The organism is Dactylosporangium sp. NPDC051485 (genome assembly GCF_040682015.1).
In the GTDB taxonomy this organism is placed as follows: Bacteria; Actinomycetota; Actinomycetes; order Mycobacteriales; family Micromonosporaceae; genus Dactylosporangium.
Genome location: NZ_JBFAZW010000010.1, coordinates 75,439 through 101,959 on the forward strand (window position 1 = coordinate 75,439; position 26,521 = coordinate 101,959).

Annotated in this window: 20 protein-coding genes; 9 read left to right on the forward strand and 11 right to left on the reverse strand. The window is 74.7% G+C overall.

Going from position 1 to position 26,521, the window contains the following annotated elements:
* Positions 1-24 precede the first annotated feature (24 nt).
* Positions 25-450: a DUF2809 domain-containing protein gene (locus AB0M46_RS07940; RefSeq protein ID WP_363333636.1), complete on the forward strand. Its 426-nt coding sequence runs from the start codon at positions 25-27 to the stop codon at positions 448-450.
* A 103-nt stretch (positions 451-553) separates the two neighbouring features.
* On the opposite strand, the gene AB0M46_RS07945 is transcribed toward AB0M46_RS07940, so the two are convergent.
* The 3 genes from AB0M46_RS07945 to AB0M46_RS07955 all read right to left on the reverse strand — a co-directional run bounded on the left by AB0M46_RS07945 (position 554) and on the right by AB0M46_RS07955 (position 3,261).
* Positions 554-1,390, reverse strand: coding sequence for an undecaprenyl-diphosphate phosphatase (locus AB0M46_RS07945; RefSeq protein WP_363333638.1), 837 nt, complete (start codon positions 1,388-1,390; stop codon positions 554-556).
* Between the two features lie 75 nt (positions 1,391-1,465).
* A complete protein-coding gene (locus tag AB0M46_RS07950) occupies positions 1,466-2,170 on the reverse strand; it encodes a hypothetical protein (RefSeq protein ID WP_363333640.1) in 705 nt (234 codons plus the stop codon).
* Between the two features lie 182 nt (positions 2,171-2,352).
* Complete coding sequence (locus AB0M46_RS07955; protein WP_363333642.1) at positions 2,353-3,261, reverse strand: LysR substrate-binding domain-containing protein; 909 nt, start codon at positions 3,259-3,261, stop codon at positions 2,353-2,355.
* 81 nt (positions 3,262-3,342) lie between these two features.
* Between AB0M46_RS07955 and AB0M46_RS07960 the strand changes: the two genes are divergently transcribed.
* The 6 genes from AB0M46_RS07960 to AB0M46_RS07985 all read left to right on the forward strand — a co-directional run bounded on the left by AB0M46_RS07960 (position 3,343) and on the right by AB0M46_RS07985 (position 10,070).
* The gene (locus AB0M46_RS07960; RefSeq protein ID WP_363333763.1) at positions 3,343-4,053 is read left to right on the forward strand and encodes a succinate dehydrogenase cytochrome b subunit; all 711 of its coding nucleotides are present in this window, start codon (positions 3,343-3,345) and stop codon (positions 4,051-4,053) included.
* A 1-nt stretch (position 4,054) separates the two neighbouring features.
* A complete protein-coding gene (locus tag AB0M46_RS07965; RefSeq protein WP_363333644.1) occupies positions 4,055-5,992 on the forward strand; it encodes a fumarate reductase/succinate dehydrogenase flavoprotein subunit in 1,938 nt (645 codons plus the stop codon).
* Complete coding sequence (locus tag AB0M46_RS07970; RefSeq protein WP_363333646.1) at positions 5,992-6,738, forward strand: succinate dehydrogenase/fumarate reductase iron-sulfur subunit; 747 nt, start codon at positions 5,992-5,994, stop codon at positions 6,736-6,738. The genes AB0M46_RS07965 and AB0M46_RS07970 overlap by 1 nt, the downstream gene beginning before the upstream one ends.
* Positions 6,739-6,749: 11 nt before the next feature.
* A complete protein-coding gene (murD, locus tag AB0M46_RS07975) occupies positions 6,750-8,102 on the forward strand; it encodes a UDP-N-acetylmuramoyl-L-alanine--D-glutamate ligase (RefSeq protein WP_363333648.1) in 1,353 nt (450 codons plus the stop codon).
* Positions 8,103-8,250: 148 nt separating this feature from the next.
* Positions 8,251-8,757: a SigE family RNA polymerase sigma factor gene (locus AB0M46_RS07980; protein WP_363333650.1), complete on the forward strand. Its 507-nt coding sequence runs from the start codon at positions 8,251-8,253 to the stop codon at positions 8,755-8,757.
* Complete coding sequence (locus AB0M46_RS07985) at positions 8,754-10,070, forward strand: hypothetical protein (RefSeq protein ID WP_363333652.1); 1,317 nt, start codon at positions 8,754-8,756, stop codon at positions 10,068-10,070. The genes AB0M46_RS07980 and AB0M46_RS07985 overlap by 4 nt, the downstream gene beginning before the upstream one ends.
* Before the next feature lie 317 nt (positions 10,071-10,387).
* Here the strand turns inward: AB0M46_RS07985 and AB0M46_RS07990 are convergent, their stop codons facing one another.
* From AB0M46_RS07990 to AB0M46_RS08010, 5 genes are all read right to left on the reverse strand, one after another.
* Positions 10,388-12,631: a hypothetical protein gene (locus tag AB0M46_RS07990; RefSeq protein WP_363333654.1), complete on the reverse strand. Its 2,244-nt coding sequence runs from the start codon at positions 12,629-12,631 to the stop codon at positions 10,388-10,390.
* Positions 12,628-16,341, reverse strand: coding sequence for a DUF5682 family protein (locus tag AB0M46_RS07995; protein WP_363333656.1), 3,714 nt, complete (start codon positions 16,339-16,341; stop codon positions 12,628-12,630). Before AB0M46_RS07995 ends, AB0M46_RS07990 begins: the two co-directional genes overlap by 4 nt.
* Positions 16,325-17,485, reverse strand: a complete 1,161-nt coding sequence (locus tag AB0M46_RS08000; RefSeq protein ID WP_363333657.1) for an AAA family ATPase — start codon at positions 17,483-17,485, stop codon at positions 16,325-16,327. The genes AB0M46_RS07995 and AB0M46_RS08000 overlap by 17 nt, the downstream gene beginning before the upstream one ends.
* Positions 17,486-17,588: 103 nt before the next feature.
* Positions 17,589-22,376, reverse strand: coding sequence for a hypothetical protein (locus AB0M46_RS08005; RefSeq protein WP_363333659.1), 4,788 nt, complete (start codon positions 22,374-22,376; stop codon positions 17,589-17,591).
* Complete coding sequence (locus AB0M46_RS08010; RefSeq protein ID WP_363333661.1) at positions 22,373-23,248, reverse strand: DUF4132 domain-containing protein; 876 nt, start codon at positions 23,246-23,248, stop codon at positions 22,373-22,375. The genes AB0M46_RS08005 and AB0M46_RS08010 overlap by 4 nt, the downstream gene beginning before the upstream one ends.
* Positions 23,249-23,343: 95 nt before the next feature.
* On the opposite strand from AB0M46_RS08010, the gene AB0M46_RS08015 reads away from it, so the two are divergent.
* On the forward strand, positions 23,344-23,625 hold the full coding sequence (locus AB0M46_RS08015) for a DUF2277 domain-containing protein (protein WP_363333663.1): 282 nt from the start codon (positions 23,344-23,346) through the stop codon (positions 23,623-23,625).
* A gap of 46 nt (positions 23,626-23,671) precedes the next feature.
* Here AB0M46_RS08015 and AB0M46_RS08020 read toward each other — a convergent pair whose 3' ends face one another.
* Positions 23,672-24,436, reverse strand: a complete 765-nt coding sequence (locus tag AB0M46_RS08020; RefSeq protein ID WP_363333665.1) for an endonuclease/exonuclease/phosphatase family protein — start codon at positions 24,434-24,436, stop codon at positions 23,672-23,674.
* Positions 24,437-24,484: 48 nt separating this feature from the next.
* Positions 24,485-25,264: an ABC transporter substrate-binding protein gene (locus AB0M46_RS08025; RefSeq protein WP_363333765.1), complete on the reverse strand. Its 780-nt coding sequence runs from the start codon at positions 25,262-25,264 to the stop codon at positions 24,485-24,487.
* A gap of 93 nt (positions 25,265-25,357) precedes the next feature.
* Here AB0M46_RS08025 and AB0M46_RS08030 point away from each other — a divergent pair, with 93 nt between their 5' ends.
* Positions 25,358-25,540, forward strand: coding sequence for a hypothetical protein (locus AB0M46_RS08030; protein WP_363333666.1), 183 nt, complete (start codon positions 25,358-25,360; stop codon positions 25,538-25,540).
* Between the two features lie 242 nt (positions 25,541-25,782).
* Here the strand turns inward: AB0M46_RS08030 and AB0M46_RS08035 are convergent, their stop codons facing one another.
* Positions 25,783-26,490 (reverse strand): hypothetical protein, encoded by a 708-nt coding sequence (locus AB0M46_RS08035; RefSeq protein ID WP_363333668.1) that lies wholly within the window; start codon positions 26,488-26,490, stop codon positions 25,783-25,785.
* Between the last annotated feature and the right edge of the window lie 31 nt (positions 26,491-26,521).

The window sequence follows — 26,521 nt, forward strand, 5'->3', positions numbered from 1 at the left end:
GACGGGGCTGTCTACCATCGCCGGGTGCTCCAGTCGACAACAGCGACCCGCATCGCGGCGGTCCTCACGGCGGCCGCCGCCACGGCCCTGGCCCTCGGTCTGCGCGCCGTGCTCAGCGGCGACGTCACCAGCACCGGCGCGCTGGAACAGAACTCCGGGACGGCCCTGTACGCATCCGCCGTCTACGCCGCCGTGGTCTTCCTCCGCCCGGCCGCGCACCCGCTGACGGCCGGCGCGTGGGCGCTCGCCTGGTGCTGGGCCGTAGAACTGGCCCAGCTCACCCCGGTCCCGCGCACCCTGTCGGCGCAGAGCATCCTGCTGCGCCTGGTCTTCGGCAACGCCTTCGACTGGACGGACGTGTGGTGGTACCCGGTCGGCATCGTCCCGCTGGTCCTCGCCCACCACGCCTTGCGGCGGGCGAGGACCGAGCCGGACGGTCGGGAGCCGTGAGCCGCATCCCGGCAGGCCATCCACGTATGCCTACAGCCCTACCCCGTAGGCGAACGTGCACGAAACATCCGGGCGCCGCGTGCGGACGCGGGACGGCAGGCGATCAGGTCGCCGTGATCGCGCCCGTCGCCAGCAGCCCGACGATGATGCCGCCCAGCGCCACCCGGTAGTAGACGAACGCGGCGAAGGTGTGCCCGGCGACGTACCGCAGCAGCCACGCGATGCTGACGTAGGCCACCACGAAGCTGATCGCGGTGCCCATCGCGGTGGCGCCCCAGCCGACGGTCGCGGCGATCTCCTTGGACTGGCTGACGCCCTCCAGGATGCCGCCGCCGGTGAGCGCCGGGATGCCCAGGAAGAACGACAGCCGGGTGGCCGTCACCCGATCGAGGCCGCGGAACAGCGACATGCTGATCGTGGCGCCGGAGCGGGACACGCCGGGGATCACGGCGATGCACTGCGCGAGGCCGATGATGAGCGAGTCCTTCCACGTCACGTCGCCCTCGGCGCGCTTCTGCTTGCCGAGGTGGTCGCCGAGCACCATGACGACGCTCCACACGACGAGGCCCCCGGCGACGAACCACATGCTGCGCAGCGCGCCCTCGATGACGTCCTTGAACGCGAGGCCGACGATGACGATCGGGATCGAGCCGACGATGACGTTGACGGCCATCCGCCAGTCCTCGTGCTGGCGAGCCTCGGCGCTGCCCAGCCCCTTGAACAGCCCGACGATGAACCGGATGATGTCCTTGCGGAAGTAGATGATCGCCGCGAGGATCGCGCCGACCTGGATGACCGCGGTGAACGCCGTGACGCCCTTGTCGTCGATCGGGATGCCCATCAGCTTCTCGGTGATGGTCAGGTGGCCGGTCGAGGACACGGGAAGGAACTCCGTGACGCCCTCCACGACGCCCAGCACGATCGCTTCCCAGATCTGCAAAACCGTTCCTCCAAACGCCACGCCCGATACACCGCTGGCGAACTTACCGGACCGTTGCTGAGAAGTTTCCGAGGACTACTGCGGCGGGGGCGGCGGCGCGTCCTCGCGGTGGTGGCGGTTGGCGTGCCCGTGGGTCAGCTCGTCGCGCAACTCGGCAAGGTGCTCGGTGTCCTCGGGCATCTCGAGGCTGTCCAGCAGCTCCAGCGCCGGGGCGATCTCGAGCGAGCCGTACATGTCGTGGTAGCTGTACAGCAGGCCGTTGAACACCGCCGGGCGCAGCCGCGGTACCGCCGCGGCCGCGGTGTAGACGGCGTGCTTGAGCTTCCACGGGACGGGCCCGCTGACCTTGAGCGCCGCCGCGGCCCGCCGCAGCAGCTCCTCGCCGGCGTCGGGCAGTGCCGGGACGTCCCGGGCGAGCACCTCGGTGAAGGCGCGCTCGACCGTGGCGATGTCCTCGAACCAGTCCACCCACAGCGAGTACAGCACCGCCTCGCTCGGCTTGGGCCGCTCCAGGTGCTTGCGGATCGCCTGCCAGTGCGCGTCGCGGATCGCCTCGTCGGCGGCGGCGTTGACGAACCAGCGCAGCTCCACCGTCACCCAGTACGTGTCCAGCAGCTCCAGCAGCCCCAGGCCGAGCTCCAGCTTGTCGGCGTCGGGCAGCTCGGCGTCGCCGCGGATCTCGGGCATGACGGCCCGGGCCACGTGGTCCGGATCACCCTCCGTGTTCAGCTCGTGCGCGGCCAGCCACTGCCGCGTCCGTTCACTCCGTTCGGTCTCCACGATCGACCAGTATCGCCCCTCCTCAACTCGGCCGCGCGTCGATGTGATCTCGCGGGCCGGCGCGCCGCCGCCACGATCGAGCGGCGCCCGCTCGGCGACCCGTCCCGAGCCGGGCCGGCGTCAGAGCGACCCGTCCTGAGCCGGGCCGGCGTCAGAGCGACCCGTCCTGGGCCGGGCCGGCGTCAGAAGGCCTGGACGCCGACCGGGAGGGGACCGGCGGCGACGTGGTCGAGCAGGGTGGCGCGCAGGGCCTGGGCCGCGTGGGGCAGGACCGACTCCCGCCGCTGGGCCAGGGAGATGGTGCGGTGCACGCCCGGCGCCACGAGCGGGGCCGCGTGCAGCAGCGGCCGGTTGACGAGGGCCATGCTCGGCACGAGGGCCACGCCCAGGCCCGCCTCGACGAAGGCCAGCACCGCGTCCATCTCGCCGCCTTCCACGGCGTACCGCGGCGTGAACCCCGCCCTCCGGCAGGCCTCCAGGGTCGTGTCCCGCAGGTCGTAGCCGGTGCGGAACATCACCAGCGGGGTGTCGCGCAGGTCCGCGAGGGCGATGTGCTCCGACAGCGGCTCGACGGAGGCGACGACGAGGCTCTCGCGCAGCACCGGGACCGTCTCGAGGGCCGGGTCGGTGCCCCGGGCCGGCTCGACGATCAGCGCCAGGTCGAGGGTGTGCGCGACGAGCTCGGCGACGAGGTCCTGCGATCCGCCCTCGTCCACGTGCAGTTCGATGCCCGGGTGGCGCTCGTGGAAATCGCGGAGCACCACCGGTACCAGTGACGTGCAGAGACTCGGCGTGGCGCCCAGCCGCACCCGGCCGCGGCGCAGGCCGACCACCTCCTGGACGGCGTCGCGCGCGGTGTCGGCGTCGGCGACCACCCGGCGGGCCAGGGGCAGCAGCGTCTCGCCGGCGGTGGTGAGCACGACGCCGCCGCGGGAGCGATCGAAGAGCGGGGCGCCGAGGGTCGCCTCCAGGGTGTGAATTTGTTTACTCAGTGTCGGCTGACTCACACCGAGTTGCTCGGCCGCCCGGGTGAAATGTCGTAGTTCGGCGACCAATACGAAGTATCGAAGCTGCTGCAACTGCACTTCCATAGCCTATGGCTATCGCCGCTGCGGATGTCATGCATTGGACGAATCGGCGCGGGCGCCCCTAGCGTCGGCGGTGTGGCGGTAATGACGGCAGAACGGGTGACTCCGGCAAAGGCCGCGAAACCCAAGAAAAAGGCCTCTTCGGTCGCGCTGAAGATGCTCATGGCGGGGACCGGCACCCTGCTGGTGCTGTTCCTGTTCGCGCACATGACCGGGAACCTGAAGATTTTTGTCGGCACGGAGGCCTTCGACCACTACGCGCACTGGCTGCGCGAGCTCGGCTCGCCGCTGCTGCCGCGCACCTGGTTCCTGTGGATCCAGCGCGGCGGGCTCACGGTGGCCGTGCTCGGGCACATCTTCGCCGCCGTCGTGCTGGCCCGCCGGGCCCGCGCCGCCCGCCCGGTCCGCTACGCGCACCGGCCCAAGGTCCAGGGCAGCTACGCGGCCCGCACCATGCGCTGGGGCGGCGTCATCATCCTGCTGTTCGTCGTCTTCCACATCCTCGACCTGACCACCGGCACGGTGAACCCGGTCGGCGACGGGCAGCACCCCTCCGCCAACGTGCTCGCCGACTTCGCGCCCGGGCGCTGGTACGTCACGCTGTTCTACGCCCTGGCCGTCGTGGCGGTCGGGTTCCACCTGCGGCACGGGATCTTCTCCGCGCTGCGCACCCTCGGCCAGCAGTCCGCGCGCGGCGAGCGCATCGCCAAGGCGGTCGCCCTCGCGCTGTCGATTGTGCTGGTCGCCGGCTACCTCTCCGTGCCGTTCGCCGTGCTGACCGGGTTGGTGAAGTGACATGACGTACTGGACCGAAGGCGAACCCGTCGAGGACAAGGCCGCGCCGGACGGCCCCATCGAGACCCGCTGGGAGCGGCGCAAGTTCTCCGCCAAGCTGGTCAACCCGGCCAACAAGCGCAAGCTGACCGTCATCGTGGTCGGCACCGGCCTGGCCGGCGGATCGGCGGCGGCGACGCTGGCCGAGGCCGGTTACAAGGTGAAGTCGTACTGCTACCAGGACAGCCCCCGCCGCGCGCACTCGATCGCGGCGCAGGGCGGGATCAACGCCGCCAAGAACTACCGCAACGACGGCGACTCGGTGTACCGGCTCTTCTACGACACGGTGAAGGGCGGCGACTTCCGCGCCCGCGAGTCCAACGTCTACCGCCTGGCCCAGGTATCGGTGAACATCATCGACCAGTGCGTGGCCCAGGGCGTGCCCTTCGCCCGCGAGTACGGCGGCCTGCTCGACAACCGCTCGTTCGGCGGCACCCAGGTGTCGCGCACCTTCTACGCCCGCGGCCAGACGGGCCAGCAGCTGCTGCTCGGCGCCTACCAGGCCCTCGAGCGGCAGGCCGCGGCCGGCAACGTGGAGATGAACGCCCGCCACGAGATGCTCGAGCTCATCATCGTGGACGGCCGGGCCCGCGGCGTCGTGGTGCGCGACCTCGTCACCGGCGAGATCACCACCGAGATGGCCGACGCCGTGGTCCTGGCCTCCGGGGGGTACGGCAACGTCTTCTTCCTGTCCACCAACGCCAAGGGCTGCAACGTCACCGCGTCGTGGCGGGCCCACCGCAAGGGCGCGCTGTTCGCCAACCCCTGCTACACGCAGATCCACCCGACCTGCATCCCCGAGTCCGGCACACACCAGAGCAAGCTCACGCTGATGAGCGAGTCGCTGCGCAACGACGGCCGGGTCTGGGTGCCGGTGCGGGCCGGCGACGACCGCGCCCCGGCCGACATCCCCGAGGACGAGCGCGACTACTACCTCGAGCGGATCTACCCGTCGTTCGGCAACCTGGTGCCCCGCGACATCGCCTCCCGCGCCGCCAAGAACGTCTGCGACGAGGGCCGCGGCGTCGGGCCCGGCGGCCTCGGCGTCTACCTCGACTTCGCCGACGCGATCGCGCGCCTGGGCCGCCCGGCGGTCGAGGCCAAGTACGGCAACCTCTTCGAGATGTACGAGCGGATCACCGGCGAGGACCCCTACGTCACGCCGATGCGCATCTACCCCGCCGTGCACTACACGATGGGCGGCCTGTGGGTCGACTACGACCTGCAGTCCAACATCCCCGGCCTGTTCGTCGTCGGCGAGGCCAACTTCTCCGACCACGGCGCCAACCGGCTCGGCGCGTCCGCGCTCATGCAGGGCCTCGCCGACGGGTACTTCGTGCTGCCCAACACCATCAACGACTACCTCGCCTCGGGCCCGTTCCCGCGCGTGTCCCCGTCGGATGACGCGGTGGTCGCGGCCCGCACGGCGGTCGAGGAGCGGCTCGCGTCGCTGCTCGCCGTCGACGGCGACCGGACCGTGGACTCCTTCCACCGCGAGCTCGGCCACATCATGTGGGAGTACTGCGGCATGGAGCGCACCGAGGAAGGCCTGACGAAGGCCATCGCGCTGATCCAGTCCCTGCGCGAGGAGTTCTGGACCCGGGTCAAGGTGCCCGGCACGGGCGAGCAGCTCAACCAGAACCTGGAGCGCGCCGGCCGGGTCGCCGACTTCTTCGAGCTGGCCGAGCTCATGTGCGTCGACGCCCTGCACCGGGCCGAGTCGTGCGGCGGGCACTTCCGCGGCGAGAGCCAGACCCCCGACGGCGAGGCCCTCCGCCACGACGACCGGTTCTCCTACGTCGCCGCCTGGGAGTTCGCCGGCACCGGCGAGCCCCCGGTGCTGCACAAGGAGACGCTCGAGTTCGAATACGTCCACCCGACCCAGCGGAGCTACAAGTAATGGACATCAAGCTGCGCGTGTGGCGCCAGACGGGCCCTTCCGACAAGGGGCGCATGGTGACGTACGAGGTGAAGGACATCTCCCCGGACGCCTCCTTCCTGGAGATGCTCGACGTCCTCAACGAGCGCCTGATCCTCGCCGGCGACGAGCCGATCGCCTTCGACCACGACTGCCGCGAGGGCATCTGCGGCATGTGCGGCATGATGATCAACGGCGTCGCGCACGGCCCGCTCAAGGCCACCACGACGTGCCAGCTGCACATGCGGCACTTCAACGACGGCGACACCATCGACGTCGAGCCGTGGCGCTCGGCCGCCTTCCCGGTCGTGCGCGACCTGGTTGTCGACCGCGGCGCGTTCGACTCGATCATCCAGGCCGGCGGCTACATCACCGCCCCGACCGGCGCCGCGCCGGACGCGCACGCCACGCCCGTGCCGAAGGCCGACGCCGACGCCGCCTTCGAGGCCGCCACGTGCATCGGCTGCGGCGCCTGCGTGGCCGCCTGCCCCAACGGCTCGGGGATGCTGTTCACCGCGGCCAAGGTCGGCCACCTGGGCCTGCTGCCGCAGGGCCAGCCCGAGCGCGACACCCGGGTGCTGAGCATGATCGCCGCCCACGACGAGGCCGGCTTCGGCGGCTGCACCAACGCCGGCGAGTGCACCACGGTCTGCCCCAAGGGCATCCCGCTCACCCTCATCGGCCGACTGAACAGCGACTACCGCAAGGCGTCGACCGGCCGCCGGTAGAGTACGCAGTCATGCAGCTTTCGGACCTCGCCGGGCGGCGGGTCGCCGTGTGGGGCACGGGCCGCGAGGGCGTCGCCGCGCTCGAGGCGATCGCCCCCGTCGGCCCGTCCTCCCTGGTCGTCGTGCAGGACAAGACCACGTTCCTGGCCACGAAGTGGGAGGGCCGCCTGGCCGGGCTCGCCGAGCTGCACGAGGGCGAGGCGATGGCCGCCGCCCTGGACGGCGTCGAGGTGCTGGTGCGCTCCCCGGGCGTCGGCGAGTCCAACCCCTGGATCCAGCGCCTGCGCCGCCGGGGCGTTTCCATCACCGGCGGTACCGCGCTGTGGATGGCCGGCCACGCCAAGCAGACGATCGGCGTGACCGGCAGCAAGGGCAAGAGCACCACCACGACGCTGATCTCGCACCTGCTCACCGCGACCGGCCGCCCGAACGAGCTCGGCGGCAACATCGGCATCGCGGTGCTCTCGCTGCCGCCCGCCGAGCGCTACGTGCTCGAGCTGTCCATGTACCAGTGCGCCGACCTGCAGGACTCCCCGCGCGTCGCGGTGATCACGTCGCTGTTCGAGGAGCACCTGGACTGGACCCGGGACGGCCGCCCGTCGCAGTACTACGCCCACAAGCTCAACATCGCCGAGCACGGCCCGGAGGCGGTGGTCCACAACGCCGCCGACCCGACCCTCTCGGCGGAGCTGGCCGCCCGCCCCGGCCTCCCCCTGATCCCCGCCAACACCGACGCGTCCTTCCACGTCGCCGACGGCTGGGTCATGCTCGCCGGCGAGCGCCTCTTCGAGCGCGACGCGTTCCCCCTCCGCGGCACCCACAACGCCGGCAACCTGTGCGTGGCCCTCGCCGCCCTGCAGGCCTACGGCATCGACGTCGCCGCCGAACGCGCCGCGATCGAGGCCGCGGTGCGCACCTACACGCCGCTGCCGCACCGCCTGACCCCGATCCCGGACCCGACGGGCGTCGAGTTCGTGAACGACTCCCTCTCGACGGCCCCGCAGACCACCATCCACGCCATCGAGGCCTACGCCGGCCGCCCCCTGGCCGTCATCGTCGGCGGCCAGGACCGCGGCATCGACTACACCCCGCTGCGCGACTACCTGCGCGACAAGGCCGTCCCCCTCACCCTCATCGCCGTCCCCGACAGCGGCTCGCACATCCTCGACGTGGTCGGCGACCTGCCGGGCGTCTCCCACGTGGTCGCCGACGACCTGCCCGACGCCGTGGCCCGCTCCCGCGCCCTGATCCCGCCGGGCGGCGTGGTCCTGCTCTCGCCGGCCGCCCCGAGCTACGGCCGCTACGACAACTACGAGGCCCGGGCCAAGGCCTTCATCGCCGCCATCGAGGCCACCCGCCCCTGACCCCGGCGGTCTGCCGGTCACGATCCGTGCGCGGACGGCGCGCGTGCTGTACCCCTTCGGCAGCGGCTCCTGACAAATCGCTGTCCGCGGTAACCCGTCGGCCTCCGGGCGGTGTCGTGTAAGGGGTAGCGACCGGATGGGGGAACGCGTGGACAACCGTAACGACGCCGCCTTCGAGGAGTTTGTGCAGGTCCGGGCGGCCGCGCTGCTGCGGTCGGCGTATCTGCTCACCGCCGACCGGCAAGCCGCGGAGGACCTCCTCCAGGACGTCCTGGAACAGATGTACATGCGGTGGTCGCGCATCCGGGCCTCGCCCGAGGCGTACGCGCGGCAGGCCCTCGTCAACCGGGCCACGAACCGGTGGCGATGGCGCCGGCGACGGCCGGAGGCGCCGCTCACCGACGGGGTGGACGCGCCGCAGCCTGACCACGCCGATCGGGTCGCCAGCCACGCCGCCGTCCTCGGCGTGCTGCGCGAGCTGCCGCTGCGCCAGCGTGCGGTGGTGGTCCTGCGCTACCTCGAGGACCGGCCCGAAGCCGAGATCGCGCAGCTGCTGGGCTGCAGCGTCGGCACGGTCAAGAGTCACAGCGCCCGTGGGCTGGCCCGGTTGCGGGCCGTCCTCGTTCCAGTCTCGCCGGATGGGAGCCTCCGATGACAACCGACAGCGACATCGCCGTCGTCAGCACCGCGCTGCGCGACGTGGCGAGCGGGATCGAGCCCAACCCGGAGCTGGTCCGGATCGTCCGCCGGCACGGGCGGGCCCGGCGGCGCCGGCGCAACGCCCTGTACGTGGCGACCGCGGCCGTGCTGGCCCTGGCCGTCGCCGGCGGGGCAGTGCAGTGGTACATGCCGTTCGGCAAGGCGGACCGCGGCCCGGGCTGGGCCGACACGTGGACCGGCACCCAGGGCGACCTGATCGGCGACCAGGCGTACCTGAACTCGGTGAAGGCCGCCTGGAAGGGCAGCCACCAGGCATCCGCCAACGCCAGCCGGGGCATCTTCGACGACCTGCGCGGCGAGCCCGAGATCAAGTGGGCCGCCCACACGCCGGCCGGGCGGGCGGCGGTGGTCACCCAGCGCGCGCGGCTGCACCGGCACGGGGCCCTCGCCCCCGACGACGCCGGGCGGATGGCGACGCTGGTCGGTTTCGTCTCGGACATCGACGGCCGCCCCACCGTGGTCGACGACGACTACGGCCCGGGCGGGACCCCGGAAGTGACCGGGTTCTTCGCCGGCGCCGACCGGTCCACGCTCATCGTCATCGACTTCGCCGAGTCGCTGCAGTACTCCATCGGCCGCGAGTACCACCCCGACGGAACGGTCACCCGCGACTGGAAGCCGCTGCCGTTCCAGCAAGGGGTGGCGGTCGTAACGACACCGAAGGGCGTGGCCGCGTCCGGGGTGAGAGTCGCCGCCGACCCGGCGCAGCCGCTGGCCTACCGGCTGGCCAACACCGGCGACCAGTGGACGTATCAGGACCACCGCCTGCAGTGGAAAGCCGGCTTTCAGCTGACCGGCCCGGACACCCCGCAGTCCGTGGAGGCCGGGCAGCAGGCCTGCGAGGCGCTGTCGTCGGCCGACTCGGTCGGGGTCGACCTCCTCGGCTACGCCGGGTTCAATCCGCTGTGGTGCGCGACCGGCACCACACCCGACGGCCGGTCCGTGGTCGTCGGCGAGAAGCAGATCGGCGACGATCCCAGCTACCTGTACTACGCGCTCGGCTCGGGTGCCGCGATCCGGTACGGCAACGCCGGCCCGGTCGATGCGAGCAAGCCGGTGCCGGTGCTGTTCGCGCTGCCCGACCGGCAGGGCTTCGTGGCGGTCCGCAAGGACGCGACGCTGCGCTACCGGGTCGGCAACGGCGCCTGGCAGGGTGAGCGCCGCAACGCCGCGCTCCTGCCGCCGGAGGCCACCGAGGTCCAGGTGACCCCGGCCGGCGGCCAGGCAACGATCGTCCCGATCAAGTAAGCCCCGATCCAGTAAGCACAGCGGCCCGCAGGGCCGGGTCGGACAGCCCGGCGAACCCGAGGCGTGCGACCCGGAGCGCCCGCGCGGTGGTCTCGTCAACGGCGGCCTCCGCCCGGCGCAGCACGGCCCGACCGGCCGCGCTGCGCCGGGCGCGGCCGTGGTAGCCGGGCGAGCGCGGCCGGGGCTCGGGTCATGGGCGCCTGGCTGCGGCCGTGGTAGCCGGGCCATCGCCGGGCGAGCGCGGCCGGGGCTCGCGTCATCGGCGCCTGACTTGGCCGGGGCTTGCTACACGGTCGCCTGACTTCGGCCGGGGCCTGCTACGCGGGCGCCTCCAGGCGGGGGTCGCCCGGCAGCCAGGAGGCCTCGGCAAGGGCGCGGCCGGCGGCGTCCGCGTACGTCGCCGCGGCCAGCCACGCCCGCGCGAACGCGGTGCCGTCATCGTCGCCCAGCCGCCCGAACGCGTCCCGCGGCCGGTCCGCCGCGGCGCCGATCAGGCCGTCGAGCAGCGCGGCGCCGGCATCGAGGCGGACCGCCCGCAGCCGGTCGGCGTCCGAGGGGCCGCGCCCGTCCGGGAACGCGAGCATGGCCCGGCCGCCGGCCACCGTGCGCTCGACCTGCGCGGTGAGCCGGTGCAGCGCCGGGTCGCTCACCGCGGGCCGCCACCCTTCCTCCGCGATGCCCCCACCCGCCGCCGTCTCCTCCCGCTCGCCGTCACCGGCCGGCAGCTCCTCGTCCGCGTCGGTCTCCCCGGGGGCGGAGGGCTGGGGGAGCTGGCTGCGGTGGAGGCGGTCGAAGGCGAGGTCGGCGTGCCCGCCGTGCGGTGCGGGCAGGTGCCAGCCGGTCCCCTCCGGCGGCGCGACCGCCAGCGGCAGCACCGTGCCCGGGCGCCCCGGGTCGGGCCGGGCGATCACCAGCATCTCGAGCCCCTCGGCCCGGCCGAGCACCCGCAGGTTGTCCCGGTACCCCAGCGCCGGGTGATCGACCGCCACCCGCAGCAGCAGCGGCATCCCGTCCGCGTCCCGGGCCAGCACCACGTCGCCGTCGCTGCCGGCCACCGTGACCCGCAGGAACAGCAGGTCGGCACCGGCCGGCCGGTCGCTCACCGGCACGGCCAGGGCCTCGAACGCCCGGTGCACCTGCTCGGCAACCGGCTCCGCCCACAGCCCCGCCAACGGCTCCTCGTGCCAGCCCGCCCCGGCGGCGGTGACCGCCCGCACCCCCTTGCCGGCCCCGAGCTGCCGCCCGCCGGTCGCGGTCGCCCCGGTCACGACCAGCCCGGCGCGGGTCAGCCCGCGGTGCGTGAGCGCCGTCTCGCCCATCGCGAGCGTGGCACCCCCGGCCCGGGCGGCCCGCCGCGCGTCCCCGGGCATGATGTCGGCGACCATCCACAGCCGCCCCTGCCGATCGGCCGCGTACGTCACCACCCCCGCGTGCCCCGTCCCGGCGAGCACCGCGGTCGTGCACAGCCCGAAGAGCCGCAGGCTCCCGGCGAGGTGGTACTGCCGCCGCGCCGTCCCCACCAGCCCCTCCGCGACCGGGTCCCCGCCGCCGGCCATCAGCCGATGCGTGACCGTGAGCAGCTCGCGCAGCGCCTCGCCGAGGTCGGCCAGCCGGTAGTGCGCATCCCCGGCCCGCCCGGCCTGCAGCAGCGTGGCCACGACCCGCGCCGCGGCCGCCGCCCGGTACACCTTGCCCGCCTGCGCCTCGTGCGCCGCCCGCAGCAGGGCCGCCCGCGCGACGGTCCCCGCGCCGCTGACCCCGTCCGTGAGCACCCCGCAGGCCGCCCGCCACAGCTGCGCCACCGCGGCCCGTTGCTGTGCGGTCAGCACGACGGCACCCTCCTCCGGCACCGCCCCCTCGGCACCGTCCACCCGCCCGGCCCCGGCCCCGCCCACGTCGCCTGCTCGCGCCTCGCCAGCGTGACCTGCTCGTGTCCCGCCAGCGTGACCTGTCCGGGCCTCGTCCGCGTTACCAGCTCGCGTTCCGTCCGCGTCACCACCTTGCGTCCCGCCCGTGCCGCCGGGGGCGCCGCTCGGTCGGGCAGCGCCCGCGTCACCCGGTCGTGGTGCGCCCGTTTCGTCGGCCCTGTCCGTTTCGTCGGCCGTGCTCGCGTCGGCTGTCGTGCCTGCGCCGCCCGTCGGGTCCGGCCTTGCGGTGTCCGGTCGTGCCCGGCCCGCGTCGGCCGCGCTCGCGCCTTCGCCGCTGTCGCTTCCCGCGGGCGCCGGGCTCGAACTGTCCACAGTGGACGCTGGAGCGGAGTCGTCCGCGGCGGGGTCGTGGATCGGGGCGAGGGAGAGCACGGCGGCGCGGTGCAGACAGTTCGGCGCCAGCAGGCAGGTGCAGGTGACCGCCTCCGGGGCGCGGACCACGCCGCCGGCCGTCGTCAGGGTCACCGTCGTGGCGTCGTCGATCGCGACCGTGTGGCGGTCGCCGTCGCGCTCCACCGGGCGGCCGGCGAGCTTGGCCGCGGCGTCGTCAAGCTTCTTGCGTAGGCGGGCGGGCAGCGCGTCGACGGCGGCCAGCAGTACCGTCGTTTCGATCGGCGGCAGCGCCGGGCTCATGATCGCACCTTCTCCGCGACCCAGCGGGCCAGCTCCAGGGGGCTCACCGCGGCCACCGGCATCCCGGCCGCCACGAGCTGTGAGGCGACCGGCACCGAGTACCGCGGGCGGCCGGCGTCGTCCAGGCTCGCGCACCCGAGCACGGTCACGCCCGACTCGACGAGCGCGCGCGTCTCGGCGAGGAGGCCGCTGAGGGGGTACCCCTCCTCGAAATCGCTGACGAGCACCACAAGGGTCCGCGCCGGTACCGTGACCAGGCTCCGCGCGTGCCGCAGCCCCTTGGCGATGTGGGTGCCGCCGCCGACCCGGACCTCCAGCAGCAGGCCCAACGGGTCGCCGACCCGGTCGGTGAGGTCCACGACCTCCGTGGAGAACGCCACGAAGTGCGTCGTCAGGGCCGGTACCCCGGCCAGGATCGCGCCGGTCAGCGCCGACCAGATCACCGACGCCTCCATCGACCCGGACACGTCCACGACGAGCACGAGCCGCCAGTCGACCCCGCGCCGCGCCCGGGTCCGGAACACCGGCCGCTCCGGGACGACCCGCACCCGTCCGTCCTCGCCCCGCCGCGTGGTCGTGAGGTTGGCCCGCAGCGTGCGCGCCAGGTCGAGGCGCCCGCCCGGCCGGTACGTCGGCCGCGGCGTGCTGATCCCGGCCAGCGCCGGCCGCAGCCGCGTGGCCAGCCGCCGGGTCAGCTCGTCGACGATGCGCGCCACGAGCGGCCGCAGCCGCGCCATCGCGCTCTCGGGCATGCCGCCGGCCAGCGAGAGGACCGTCTGCAGCAGCTCCACCGAGGGGTTGACCTTGCCGGGATCGAGCAGCAGCACGGCGTCGCGCCGCCCGGCCTCGGCCGCCCGGGCCAGGACCTCCTCGCGGATGCCGGTGCCGAACAGCGCGGACAGCTCCTCGGCCCACTCCCGCACCCCGGGGAACGGCGCCTCCCGCCCGGCCCGCCCACCGGCATCGGCCGCGGAGCCTTCGCCGCTCCCGGCCCCGTACAGCTCGTCCAGCGCCGTCGCGTACCGCCGCGCCAGGCCGCCGAGCTGCCGCTCCTGCCGTCCGAGCAGCAACCGCCACCGGTCGATGACCCCGAGCCCGCGCCCGTCCTCCGCATCGGGGGCGGGGTACGGCACGGTCACCGGCCCGACGCCCGGCCGAGCCGGTCCCGCAGGCGGCGCGGACAACACGACGTCGGTTGCGGGTTCGTCGTCGGGTCTGGATAGGGCCGGTGCGGTGCCGGCCACGGGTCCCGGTGACGGTTCCGCCAGCACGGACGGTTCCGCACCGGAGCCGGACGCGGCGGGCGCGAGGCCAGCCGGCGATGTCGGAGCCGGCGTGAGGCCGGCTGCGGGCGCGAGGTCGGCTGCCGGCGTGGGGAAGGTCGCGGGTGGTGCCGGGTGGGGCAGGACGCCCAGGGCCTCGGCGGCGGCCCGGCCCGCGCGGTCGGCCAGCAGGTGGCGCAGCAGCGTCGCCGGGTCGGTGTCGTTCAGGTCCCGGGTGAGGCCGTCGCCGAGGCGGTCCTCGACCACCGCCAGGAGCCGGTCGCGGGCGGCCGGGCTCATCGCCTGGAAGCCGCCGCGCAGGGCCGGCAGGCGGGACAGGAAGGCCGCGTCGGGCAGCGACGATACCCGGTCGAGCAGGCCGTCGAGGGCGTCCGGGGCGGACTGCAGGAGGGGCTCGGCGGCGGCGAGCAGGCCGCGCAGGTGGCCGAGCAGCCGGCGGCGGGCCTCGTCGGCCTCGGCGGCGTCGATCCACGAGGCCACCCGGGTGCCAAGGTCGGCGGGCGGGCGCAGGGCCAGCATGACCTGGACCGCGGTGGCCGCGGCGGACATCGCCGGGGTGCCGGCGGCGCTCAGCCGCTCCAGCGCGTCGGCCAGCCGCAGGCCCACCCCGGCGGCGTCGGCGCGCCGGCCGAGGGCGACCAGGGCGCGCACGTCGGCGACGTCGTCGGAGCCGGCGAGGCCGTCGACCTGGCGTACCGCGGCGGCCTCCAACGCCTCGCCCAGCGCCGGCAGGTCGGCGAGGGCGGCCGCAGCGGGGGCCGGCAGCCCGGGCACGTGCCCGTTGCGGAGGCGGTCGAGCAGGGCCAGGGACCGCATGAGCTCGTCGAGCGTGGCGCTGGCCGGGACGACCTCGGCCAGTTCCGCCAGGCGCTCGCCGGCCAGCGCGGGCAGCCCGCACTCGGCCGCGGCGGCGAGACCAGCGATGACCTGGGCGGCGGTCGCACCCTCGGCGCCTTCCTCGCGGCGGCGTTGCTCGCGCAGCGCGCCCTCGGCGGCCTGGGGCAGGGTCACCCCGCGCAGCCCGGCGACGTCCAGCATCGCCTCGGTGCCCGGCGTCCACTCGACGCTCCAGCGGGTGCTCAGCGCGTCGACGCCGCCGGTGCCCTCGACCGCGGCCGGCTCCGCATACGGGATCCGGCACGCCGCGAGCTGCCGCAGCGCGACGTCGCGGCGGCGGTCCAGGTCGGAGCGCAGCGGGTCGAGGCGCAGGTCCTTGCGGGCCGGCTGGCCGGGGCCGGGCAGGCGCAGCTCGGCCAGCCGGGCCTCCACCGCCGGGCGCAGGCCCGAGCGGGGCGCGCCGGGGGCGAGCGCGCCGCGTACGTCACCGACGAGCACCGCCTCCATCGCGGCCGCGACGACCCGGCCGCGGCCGAGCACCTCGCCGTGGGCCAGCACGCTCTGCAGCGCCTCGATCAGCTCGCCGCGCCCGGGCGCCGGCAGCCCCCGCAGCCGCGCCAGGTCGGCCGCCAGCCGGTACACCTCGCGCGCCTCGGCCGGCCCGGCCGGATGGCCACCGGCCCGCACCCGCGCACACACCTCGACGACGCTCGCGAGGGCGGCCGCCTCGACCGCCTCGGGACGCCCGCCAGCCTCGACCACGGCCTGCTGCCACCGCGGATCCCGGATCCCGGCCGGATATCCGGAGCGGGCATCGAGCAACGCGAAGCTGTACGGCACGAGCGACGTCACCACCCCGTCCGCCGCGGCGTCGGCGGCGGCGGCGGCGGACGAGCCTGCGTCGGGCGGGGCGAGCAGGGCCGCGGCGTGGAAGGAGCCGACCACGGCGGCGACGCGGCGCGAACCCGCGGCGGCCAGGCAACGGCGCATCCACGCCTCGCGGTGCAGGTCGAGCGGGTCGACGCCGGGGCCGGCCGCCGCGTCGGTGCGCATCGCCCAGCCGACCAGCAGGGCGGCGCGGCGGATCGACTCCGGGGTGGAGCCGGGGGCGCGGGCCTCGACGACGCGGTCCCACATGTCCTCGTCGGGCCGGCCGGTCGCGGACCGCTTGAGCGCGTCGCCCAGTGACACCTCGGGGGCGTGGCCGAGGAAGGACCGCGGCTCGTGCCACTCGCGGGCGGCCAGGGGCAGGTCGCAGGGCACGACCTCGACGCCGTTGCGGGCCGCCCAGCGCACGGCGACCAGCTCCGGCGAGAAGTCGGCGAAGGGGTAGAACGCGGGCGCGCCGTCGGCCCCGGTCACCCCGGCGAGGGCGACCGGCGCCCGGGTGTCCGGAGAGGCCAGCCACGGCAGCCAGGAGGCGAACTCGGCGGGGAGCTCCAGCAGGACCGCCTCGGGCCGGAACCCGTCCAGCAGCTCCTCCATGACGGCCGAGAGCGCCGGCGAGTGGTGCCGCACCCCGATGAGCAACGGCGCCGACGAACCGGCCAGCTGATCGAGCGCCGCCCCGGGATCAGGCGCTGAGGACATCGCGCAGCTCCCACAGGTGACGCCACAGCCGGGCGCCTTCCTCGGCGCGGCGGCGCACCGGCCCGTCCCAGTAGCCGAGCAGCTTGGCGCCGTCGGAGGGGTCGTCCTTGCAGACCACGCCGCGCAGGTGGGCCGGCAGCAGGGACAGCACGTCGCGGTCGCCGGGGAAGTAGGCGGCGGCCAGGCCGAGGGACGTGGCCACGGCGACGGCCTCGGCGGTGCTCATCACTGTCGACGGCCGCTCGATCTCCCAGCCCTCGACCGAGCGGCCCGCCCGCAGGTCGCGGAAGGCGGTGACCAGCGCCTCCAGGACGGCCTCGTCGACCTCGAACGGGGTCTGCGAGCGGGTCAGGGCGGCGCGGGCCTGGCGGCCGACCAGGGCGGTCTCGGCGGCCAGGTCGGGGATCGGGCCCACGGTCTCGAAGTTGAAGCGGCGCTTCAGGGCGGCCGACATCTCCGAGACGCCGCGGTCGCGCAGGTTGGCGGTGGCGATAAGGGTGAAGCCGGGGGCGGCGTGCACCGTCGCGGCCTCGGTGCCGGCCAGCTCCGGCACGGCGATGCGCCGGTCGGACAGGATCGACACCATCGCGTCCTGCACCTCCGGCAGGCAGCGGGTGATCTCCTCGATGCGGGCCACCCGTCCGGCCCGCATCGCGGTCAGCACCGGGGACGGCACCAGGGCCTCCGGGGTCGGGCCGCTGGCCAGCAGGAGGGCGTAGTTCCAGCCGTACCGCAACTGGTCCTCGGTCGTGCCCGCCGTGCCCTGCACGACCAGCTCGCTGGTGCCGCACACGGCGGCGGCCAGCAGCTCCGACAGCATCGACTTGGCCGTGCCGGGCTCGCCGACGAGCAGCAGGCCGCGCTCGCCGGCGAGGGTGACGACGCAGCGCTCGACCAGGGCCCGGTCGCCGACGAACTTGCGGGGGATCTCCAGCTTCGCCGGCACGCCGTCGGGACGGGCGCCCTTGGGCAGGGCGAGCTGCTCGCCGTCGCTGCCGACGATGAACGTGACGACGGCCCGCGGGGTGAGCCGCCAGCCGGGCGGGCGCGCCCCGCCGTCGAACGCGGCCAGGAACGCAAGCTCCGTCGCGTGGGCGTGCTCGGCGGGGTCGACCTGCCGGGGGCTGGTGACGGTGGCGGTCATCGACGGCCTCTCGTGACGAAGCGGCAAGAACACGGGGACGGCAGCGGCCGGGCGGCCGTGGGTGGCCGCCCATGACGAAGCCGGCGGAGGGCGGGGGAGACGGTCATCGACGCCCCCGGGTGGTGAGCTCCTCGAAGCGCGGGTGGTCGCCGCCCACGATCCGGTCCCAGGCGACGTGGAAGAGCCGCGGCGCGGGCGTGACCGGCACGACCGCGCCCAGCTCCGAGCCGTCCTCGGCCGCCCCGACGAGCAGCGGCAGCTTCCAGCGCTCCAGCGGCGGCAGCGGTGCCTTCCAGGCCAGCCAGCCGCCGGGCAGGAACAGCGACCGCCCGGCCCGCGGGCGCTTGGCCTCCACCACCAGCTCGGTGGCGGCCAGCTCGGCCCGGGCCTGCTTCAGGCGGGCCGGCTTCCAGCCCGTCCACTCGGCCACGTTGCGGTCGGTCGGATCGGGCAGGGCGAGCAGCTGCAGGTACAGCGTGGCCGCGTCGGCGCCCAGGCCGTGCCGCTCGGCCGCCGCGGCGACCAGCTCCGGCGCGGACCGGGACGGGTCGTGCGGTGCGTCGGCGGACGCCGGGGCGACCCAGGCGTCCAGCGCCCCGCCGAGGATGGCCCGCAGGGCGACGACCGGCCGGGCCTCGACGTTGATGGCGTCCAGCAGCGCATCGACCCGCCGGTCGTCCAGCCCGTCCATCCGGGACGGGCGCACGCGCACCTGGCGGTAGTACGAGTCCGTCGACGCCACGAACAGCCCGGCGTCGAGCTGCTTCGGGGTCGTCTGCACCGGCAGGCCGAGCGCGGCCACGGCCTTGTCCAGCTCCTCCTCGCTGGCGCCGCCGACCGGCAGCTCGAAGCCGGGATCGAGGACGAGCGCGCGGACGAGCTCCAGCGCCCGGGGCAGGCCCTCGCGCAGCGGGTCGCCGGCGGGCAGGCGCCGGGCCAGCCAGGGCAGGCCGCGGGCGATGGTGACGAGCAGGTTCCTCGCGTCGATCTCGGCGACGGGGCCGTGCAGCCAGCGGCAGGTGTCCGGGTTGCTCAGGCCGTGCAGGAACTCCGAGGCGGACAGGCCGTGCGGCACGCCGGCCCGCCGGCACTCGGCGATCAGGTCGTCGCCGACGGGGGTGCGCGCGCCGACCCGCCCGGCCCACCAGGCGGCGAAGCGGGCCACATCCGGGCCCGCGGCCCACAGCTGGGCCGGGTCGGCCGGCATCAGCTGCCGGTGCGCCGCGTGCTGCGTGTCCCGCGTCCAGTGCCGCATCTGGTCCTGGGCCGTCTCGATGGCGTATTCGGTGACCGTCTCGGCGGCGGGGGTGAAGTCCTCCGGCCGGTGGGCCTTCCAGCGCCGGCCGTCGATGGCGCCGGACAGCAGCACGGTCGCCTCGGCGAGGCTGATGCCGGCCGCGGCCGACAGCGCGCGGACCGTCTCGGGGCGCAGCAGGTCGGCCGGGCCGCCGTGGGCCCGCCCGGCTTCGACGAACGCGGCCACCGCGGCCGCGTCGACGCCCGGGGACTCGAAGAGGTGCTCCACGGACACGCCGTGCCCGGGCACCGGGCCGAAGCGGCCATCGGTGGCGTGCTCGACGGCGGCGGCTCCGCCCTTGCCGGGGTCGAGCTGGAAGACCAGCATCCGGCGGGCCTCGCCGGTGGCCACCACCTGCCCGATGGCGACCTGCGCACGGCCCGTGTCCGAGGTCAGCAGCAGGCGGCGGGTCCGCGCGCCGGGGGCGAGCAGACCCGAGCCGGCCAGCACGTCGAGCATGGTGAGGAGGGTCTCGCGATGCTCGGCCGGGGTGGTCGGCGCGGCGGCCTTGAGCATGATCGCCGGCACCGCGCCGAGCGCCTCGTACCAGTCCAGATCCACGCGGGGCAGCCACGGCTCCATCGGCGCCCGGGGCACCCCGCCGGTGAGCACCGCGCCCACGTCGGCGAAGACCTTCTCCCACTCGCGGCCGTGGTCGTAGCAGTGCGGGATCAGCCCCTCGAGGGCCGCGTTCACCTGGGAGTCGGTGGGCAGGTGGGCGCCGGGGTCGGCGGCCTGCTCCGCCGGGCCGGCCAGGGCCTCGGTCTCGCCGACGAGCCGGGCCAGGCGCAGCACCGCCCGGGCGGCGTGCTTGGCCACCCCGGCGACGCCGGACACCAGCGCGGGATCGGTGAGCCCGGGCAGGGCCGACCGCACCGCGGCGCGCACCTCGTCGTCGGTGAAGACGACCTTGGCGTCGGGGCGCTGCGCGTCCTCGCCCGGGCGGGCCAGCGCCGAGACGGCGGCCAGCAGCGCGCCGGCCGGCTCGTCGGCGAAGGCGCGCAGGGCCAGCGATCCGGCCTCGTCGCGCGGGCGCAGCAGGTGCCAGAACGCCGGCGGCGCGACGAACGCGGTGCCCTCGGCGAACGCCCCGGGCCCCAGCCGGCTGGCGGCGACGGTGGCCAGGCGCAGCCCGTCGGCGGTCTGCAGGTGGACCGTGGTCTCCCGCCAGCCATGCTCGACGACCAGGCCGTGCGCGGTGTCGGCCCCGGGGAAGCGGATCGCGCCGCTGAGCGTGCCGTGCCGGCGGCGGTCGTCGGGCAGCGTGAACGAGCGCCCGTCGACCCCCTCGCCGGCCTGGCCCTCCCCGGTGTTGCGCACGCGCCAGCCGACGAGCCCGTCGCGGTGCCCGAGCGGGCTGTGCGCCATCGCCGGCGTGGCGGGCAGCAGCCGGCACTCCCACTGCAGCAGCGGCTGCCCGTCGACCGCGCCTTCCTCGAAGAAGCCTGGCATCGACGCGCGCCCGCGCTGCCCGGTCGCCGGGTCGAACTCCACCCACTTGTGCTCGAAGTCGGACCCCTGCACGAGCACCCAGTAGTGCCGCCCGTCAGTGCTCACCGCGCCGACCTCCTGGGCCCGCCGGTCGCCGGGGAACAGCGGCCGGCCACCGCCGCTGCGCCCGCCGCCGGGCAGGGCGACGGAGCGCTCGCCGACGTCGGCGACGCCGTCCTCGTCGCCGGTGAACACGTCGTCGGGGGCGCCGGACCAGTAGCCGGACCGCCCGTGCTCGTCGTTCCAGACGACCATGAGCTGGCCGTCGACGAACCGCACCGCCTCCCGCCAGGTCTGCTTCTGCGACGGGATGCGCAGCGTGTGCTCCAGCACCGTCGCGTCGTCGCCGAGCACCACCACCCGCTCGTCCCAGCGCACCACGAGGTGCGGCCACTGCGCCGTCGTCTCCGGGGCGCCGGTGCGCCGCTCGGCCCGCAGCGCCGCCATCGCGGCCTCCAGCGCCGGCCAGCCGAACTCGTCGACCACCCCGGCCCGCAGCGTGCGGCCGAACACCGGGCCGAGGTCGAGCGCGCCGATGCGGGCGATCGCCTCCGGGTTGACCGCGAGGCCGGCCGGGCAAGCGATCAGCGTGAGCCGGTCGAGCTCGTCCTCGAACGTGGTGAGGCCCTGCCTGGTGAAGCGCTCGGCGAGCCGGTCGAGCCACCAGTGCAGCGCGGAGCGCAGGCCCGGCACGGCCACCACCCGGCCGACCCGGTCCGTGGCGACCCGGGCCTGGTGGGCGCCGTACCACGTCCTGAGATACGACTCGATGCCGTCGGCGATGAGGGGCCGCAGCCGCTCGTGCGCCGCCGCCTCGGTCAGGTCGCGGCGGCCCTCGCCCTCGTCGGCGAGCCAGTTGCCGACGTCGCAGCGGGAGAACTCGCCCTCCACCGGCACGCCGAGGGACAGCATGAGGTCGACGAGGTCGAGGTCGACCCGGCGCCCGGTGCCCAGGTCGACCGGGACGGCGTCGTCGCGCAGCCGCGGGGCCATCCGCTCGGCCAGCCCGTAGAGCTGGGCGTCGCGGTTGCGCTGCCAGCCGCCGCGGCCCCGGTCGGCGCGGCTCAGCCAGCCGGCCGGGCCGTCGGGGGAGGCGGCCTCGGCCTCGGCCTCGCCGGCCGGGGCGGTCAGCGCCGCCGTGGCGCCGCACTCCTCGAGGATGTCCAGCCAGGTGCCGAACCCGCACTCGCGCGGGAACATGCCGAGCAACTGCCCGCACACCCGCGGGTCGCGCCGGGCGATGCGGACCAGCGCCGGACGGTACGCCTTCCAGAACCCGCCCGGCGCCCGCAGCAGCGACGGCGCGGCCAGCAGCTCGCCCAGCAGCGTCTCGTCCTCCTCCGCGCCCAGCTTCGCCGCCTTGGCCAGCCGGCCGAGGTCGACGTGCATCTGCGCGTAGGGCGGCATCCCGCCGAGGGTGCGCTCCACGCACAGCCGACGGAACCGCTCGTAAGCCACTGCGGGCGCGCACCGGGCGGCGAGGTCGCGGGCGTGCTGGGCGAGGGCCTTCGCGGTCAGCGCGCCGGCCAGGGCGAACTCGAGGAACACCGCGTGCTGGCGGTCCTCGTCGATGTCGAGGGCGTAGAGCCGCTCGGCCTCGCGGGCCTTGCCGAACATGCTCGCCGCGTAGGACTGGCTGTCGGCGGCGAGGAACGCCCGGGCCGCCTCCTCGTAGAAGGTGGGCAGGAAGTGCGGCACCGAGCGGGCCAGCCGGTCGCCGAGCTCGTTGAAGCCGTCGCGGGCCGGGCCGATGCGGGAGCGGGCCGTGCGCACCAGCCGCTCGATGTCCTTGACCAGGGCCAGCGCGTGGTGGCCGTTGGCCGGGTCGTGCACGAGGGCCCAGGCCGGGAAGCCCAGCGCCTGCTGGCGCACCACGCCGACCTCGGCAACCGTCTCCGGCGCGCCGAACCCGAGGAACTCCATGGTGAGGTCCTCGGCCTGACCCAGGGTGCCGGGCACGAGCCGGACCACCCGCCGGTCGCCGAGAACCGGGTGCCCGTACTCCCGCGTGGTCAGCGTGTCGGTGGTGTCCTTCGCGGCGTCTGTCCCGGTGGCGAGCACCGCACCGGCATCCAGCAACGCCTCGATGTCGTGCCCGGTCATGCCGACTCCTCCTGGTTCTCCTCGACGTTGCGGCCGGCGTAGAGCGCCGCGGCCATGCGCATGCCCTCCGACCAGGCCACCGGCCCCACCTCGGCGAGGGGGATCGAGCGGCCGTCGGGGTGGACGAAGACCAGGTCGCCGGTCTCCGCCTGCCAATAGGGGTCGTCGGCCCCGACCCAGCTGCGCGCCTCCAGCCCGCGGCCGTCCTCGAAGACCCGGCAGACCGCATAGCCGCCGCGCACCGGATAGCCCAGCTGCGCGGAGCGGGCCAGCAGGTGCCGCAGCTCGGCGAAGCGCCCGCCGGCGTAGTCGCGCACGCTGGTCGCGCCCGGCTCCAGGTCGCCGGGGCGGGTCCAGGTCTGGCGGAACAGCTGGTCGACGGACTGCTTGACGCCCAGGTCGGCGGCGAACTCGCGCAGGTCCTCCAGGTCGGGCAGGCGCACCGGGTGCACCACCGCGACCCGCTCGGCCGGCAGCCGCACCGTGTCGCCGTCGAGGTTGACCACGCCGATGCCCTCGGCGGTGGCGTCGCGCAGGAATCCGGCCTCGTCGGGGTCGAAGCCGCCCTCGTCGTCGAGGACGGCGACCACCAGGTCGGTCAGCGCGGCCCGCCACGTCTCGTCGGGCCACACCCGGGCCAGCAGCGCCGCCGGCACCGGCAGGGAGCGGATCATCCACAGGTCGACCTGCTCGCGGACCTCGGCCTCGTGCCGGGCCAGCCACTCGGTGAGCTGCCGCAACCCGGTCACCGCCGGGTCGTCGCGCAGCGTCGGGGGCAGCGACTTGAGCACCTTGCCCTTCGGATTGCGGCACGCTATGCGCCCCGCCTCCAGGGTCACCTCGTAACCACCGGCAGCCGCCAGCCAACCCATGCGATCCGTCCTCCGCTCCGCCGTGATCCATCGGATGCGGGGCACAGTAGCGAGGGGGTGCGACATTTTTTCGCGCGCCTGGCATCGTGGGGTACATGTGCAGGAACATCCGGGTGCTGAACAACTTCGAGCCGCCGGCCACCGAGGACGAGATCGAGGCGGCCGCGCTGCAGTACGTGCGGAAGGTCGCGGGCATGACCCGGCCGGCCGCGGTCAACCAGGAGGCGTTCGACGCCGCCGTGCAGGCCGTGGCCGAGGCGACCCGGGCGCTGCTGGACAATCTGGTCACCCGCACGCCACCGCGCGACCGCGAGGTCGAGGCGGCCCGCGCCCGCGCCCGCGCGGCCGAGCGCTACGGCCCCCGCGACGCGGAGTGAGCCGCACCCGACGCGGCGCTGACTGCCCCTTGACCCAGGGTGAAGGTCAAGCCGCAACGGTACTGAGGTCAGCCTCGATGCCGTAGTGGTCGGACAGGTACACGCGCCGTCCGTCGCCGAGCGTGATCGTGTCCTCCTCCAGCGTGAGCCGGCAGGCGGCGGTCACGGGGCCGCGCAGCAGCACGTGGTCGAAGGCCGGCGGATCGGGCCACTGCGGGATCGGCCGGTACGTCGGGCGGGTGTCCCCGGCCATCGCGTCGCGCAGACCCCGCGCGGCGAGGAACTCGGCCAGGACCGCCGACTCCCGCGGCAGGTTCATGTCGCCGGTGACGACCGCGGGCGCGTCCGGGGCGAGGGCGGACAGCTCCCGGCCGAGGCGGGCCAGTTCGACGCGGGCCACCGCCGAGTACCGGTTCTGCGGCGCCCAGTCGTCGTCGCGGTTGGCCGACAGGTGCGTGTTCACCACGGTCAGCCGGCCGTCGGGGGTGTCGAGAACGGCGAGCTGGGCGCCCTTGCGCATGAGCAGCTCCGGGCGGACCGGGCGGGTGAGCGGGAACCGGACGAACCGCGCGGCGGTGATCGGCCAGCGCGACAGCAGCATCAGGCCGCCCTTGACCAGGGTGGCGCCGCTGTACCGCCGGTGCGGGTAGGCGGGGGCCAGCCGGGCGATCATCCGCGCGCTGCCCGGGGCCATCACCTCCTGGAGGCACACCACATCGTAGGCGCGCTCCTGCAGCATCGCGCCGATCGCGGCCATCCGCGGGCGGACGTCGCCCTTGAACAATGCGTTGAGGGTCAGCAGGCGCAGCACGCCGCATTTTACTGCGCGAACATCGGCGTTTCAGGCAGGGTCGCCGGCTCAGGAGAAGCTGGAGACGGCCTCGGCGGTGCCGACCTTCTGCGCCGCGAGGGCCTTCACGATGGTGGCCGTCTCGTCGTACCCCAGGATCAGCACCCCGTCGGGCGCGTCGTCGCGCACCCGCGCCGCGATCCCGGCGAAGTCGTCGGTGCTGGTCGGGTAGGAGATGAGGGACACGGCCGCGTCCGGCATGCCGGAGGCGACGAGGTCGGCCTTGACGTTCTTCTGCAGCCCGAGGCCGTAGGCGTCCTCGCGGGCCACGATCGTCACCTTCCGCGCGCCGTCGCGCATGACGACGTCGGCGAGGGCCCGGGCCTGCAGCCGGTCCGGGGGCGCGGTACGGAAGAACAGCCCGCCGTCGGCGACGGTGCTCAGCTCGTCCGACGTCGAGGACGGCGAGACGAGAATGCGCCCGGCCGCGGCGATCTTCGGGATGACCGCCTTCGTCACGCTGGAGGAGGACGCGCCGATGATGACCTGCACGCCGAGGCCGACGAACCGGTCGACGGTGGCCGCGGCGACGGTGGCGTCCGTGCCGTCGTCGCCGTCCACCCACTCCACCGGCTGGTCGAGCACCCCGCCGGCCGCGTTGAGGTCCTGCACGGCGAGGCGGGCACCGGCGAAGCGGGGGGCGCTGCGGTAGGCCAGCCGGCCCGTGTGCGGCATCAGCCCGCCGACCTTGAGCGCCGGCGGCCTCTTCGCACTGCCCTTGAGCGCGGGCGGGAACGCCGGCGCGGCCGCGGACGAGGCGAGGGACTCCCTATGGGGCGGCCCGCTCAGGGATACGGTCCGTCATCGAACCTTGAGGAAACCTTGCGATGGAACGGGATGGAACGCGTTTCCTGCGTAACGCTACGTAGGAAGGACTCGTCCATGTCCCTCTCGGCCGCCAAGAGCCGCGCACCGCAGGCCCGCGACCAGATCGAGACCGGCCGCGCCGCAGCGGTCAGGGCCGACGCCCTCGACGGGGCGCCGCCCCTGGTGACCGAGCTGGAGCGGCGGGTCCGCGAGGGCCTGTTCGCGGGCCGTTATCCCGCGGTGGGACCCTGCCGGTAGTGGCACGAACCGGGGAGTCCACTTCCGTCACGGGGCGCCACGCTGAGTGCCATGGCGTACGCATACCAACCGCAGCAGGCGTGGCACCCCCACCCGGTCCGCTCCAGCGCCCCGATCTCCCTGCACGTCGTGGCCATCTTCCAGTACCTGATGGGCCTCGCCGTGCTGGCCGGCGCCACCCTGATGGCGCTGGCCATGGCGAACCTCGCCCCGAAGTGGCAGTTCCAGGCGGGCAGCGACGTCTACGCCACCCGCCCCCCGCCGGCTGCCGCCTCGGTGGTCAGCTGGACGGGGTTGGAGCCGTCGCTGCCGGCCAGCCACAGCTGGGCCTTGCCGTTCGCGCTGTCACTACGGACGAAGACGATCCGCGACCCGTCGGGCGAGACGTCCGCGTCCCAGCCGTTCGTGATGACCTCCTCGGGCTCGGCCTGGCCGTCGAAGCGGAAGATCGAGCGGGTGTCGAGGGTGCCGCCCTGGTCGAAGAAGATCATGCCGTCCATGGACACCGTCGGCCGGTCGACCGAGATCCCGGCGTAGAACAGGTGCGTGCCGTCCCCGTTGCCGCCCGCGGCGGAGTAGTGCAGGCCGTTGTCGTTGCTGAAGATGATGAAGCGACCGTCCCGGGTCAACGTGAGGTTCCGCACGGACGGGATGATGCGACCCGACAGGTCGGTCCCGTGTGGGCCGCCGGGGGGCGCGGAGCCCAACGAATCGCCACCGCTGCAGAAGTACCGGCTGCCGTCCGGCGCCCATGCACCGCTACCGACGACGGGTGCGCCGAGGTCGACGATCGCGTGCGCATTGGCCCCGTTCGCGTCCGCGACGTAGATGATGTTTCCGACGACGTACGAGATCTGGCCGACCTCGCCGGGAAACGTCGCGGAGGCGGCCTTCTCGGTCGCTGACATGACCAGCGGCGCGGCGGCGGTCGTGGCCGCGGCAGCCGCCACCGCCCGGAATATGGCCCTACGGCTGAGCGTG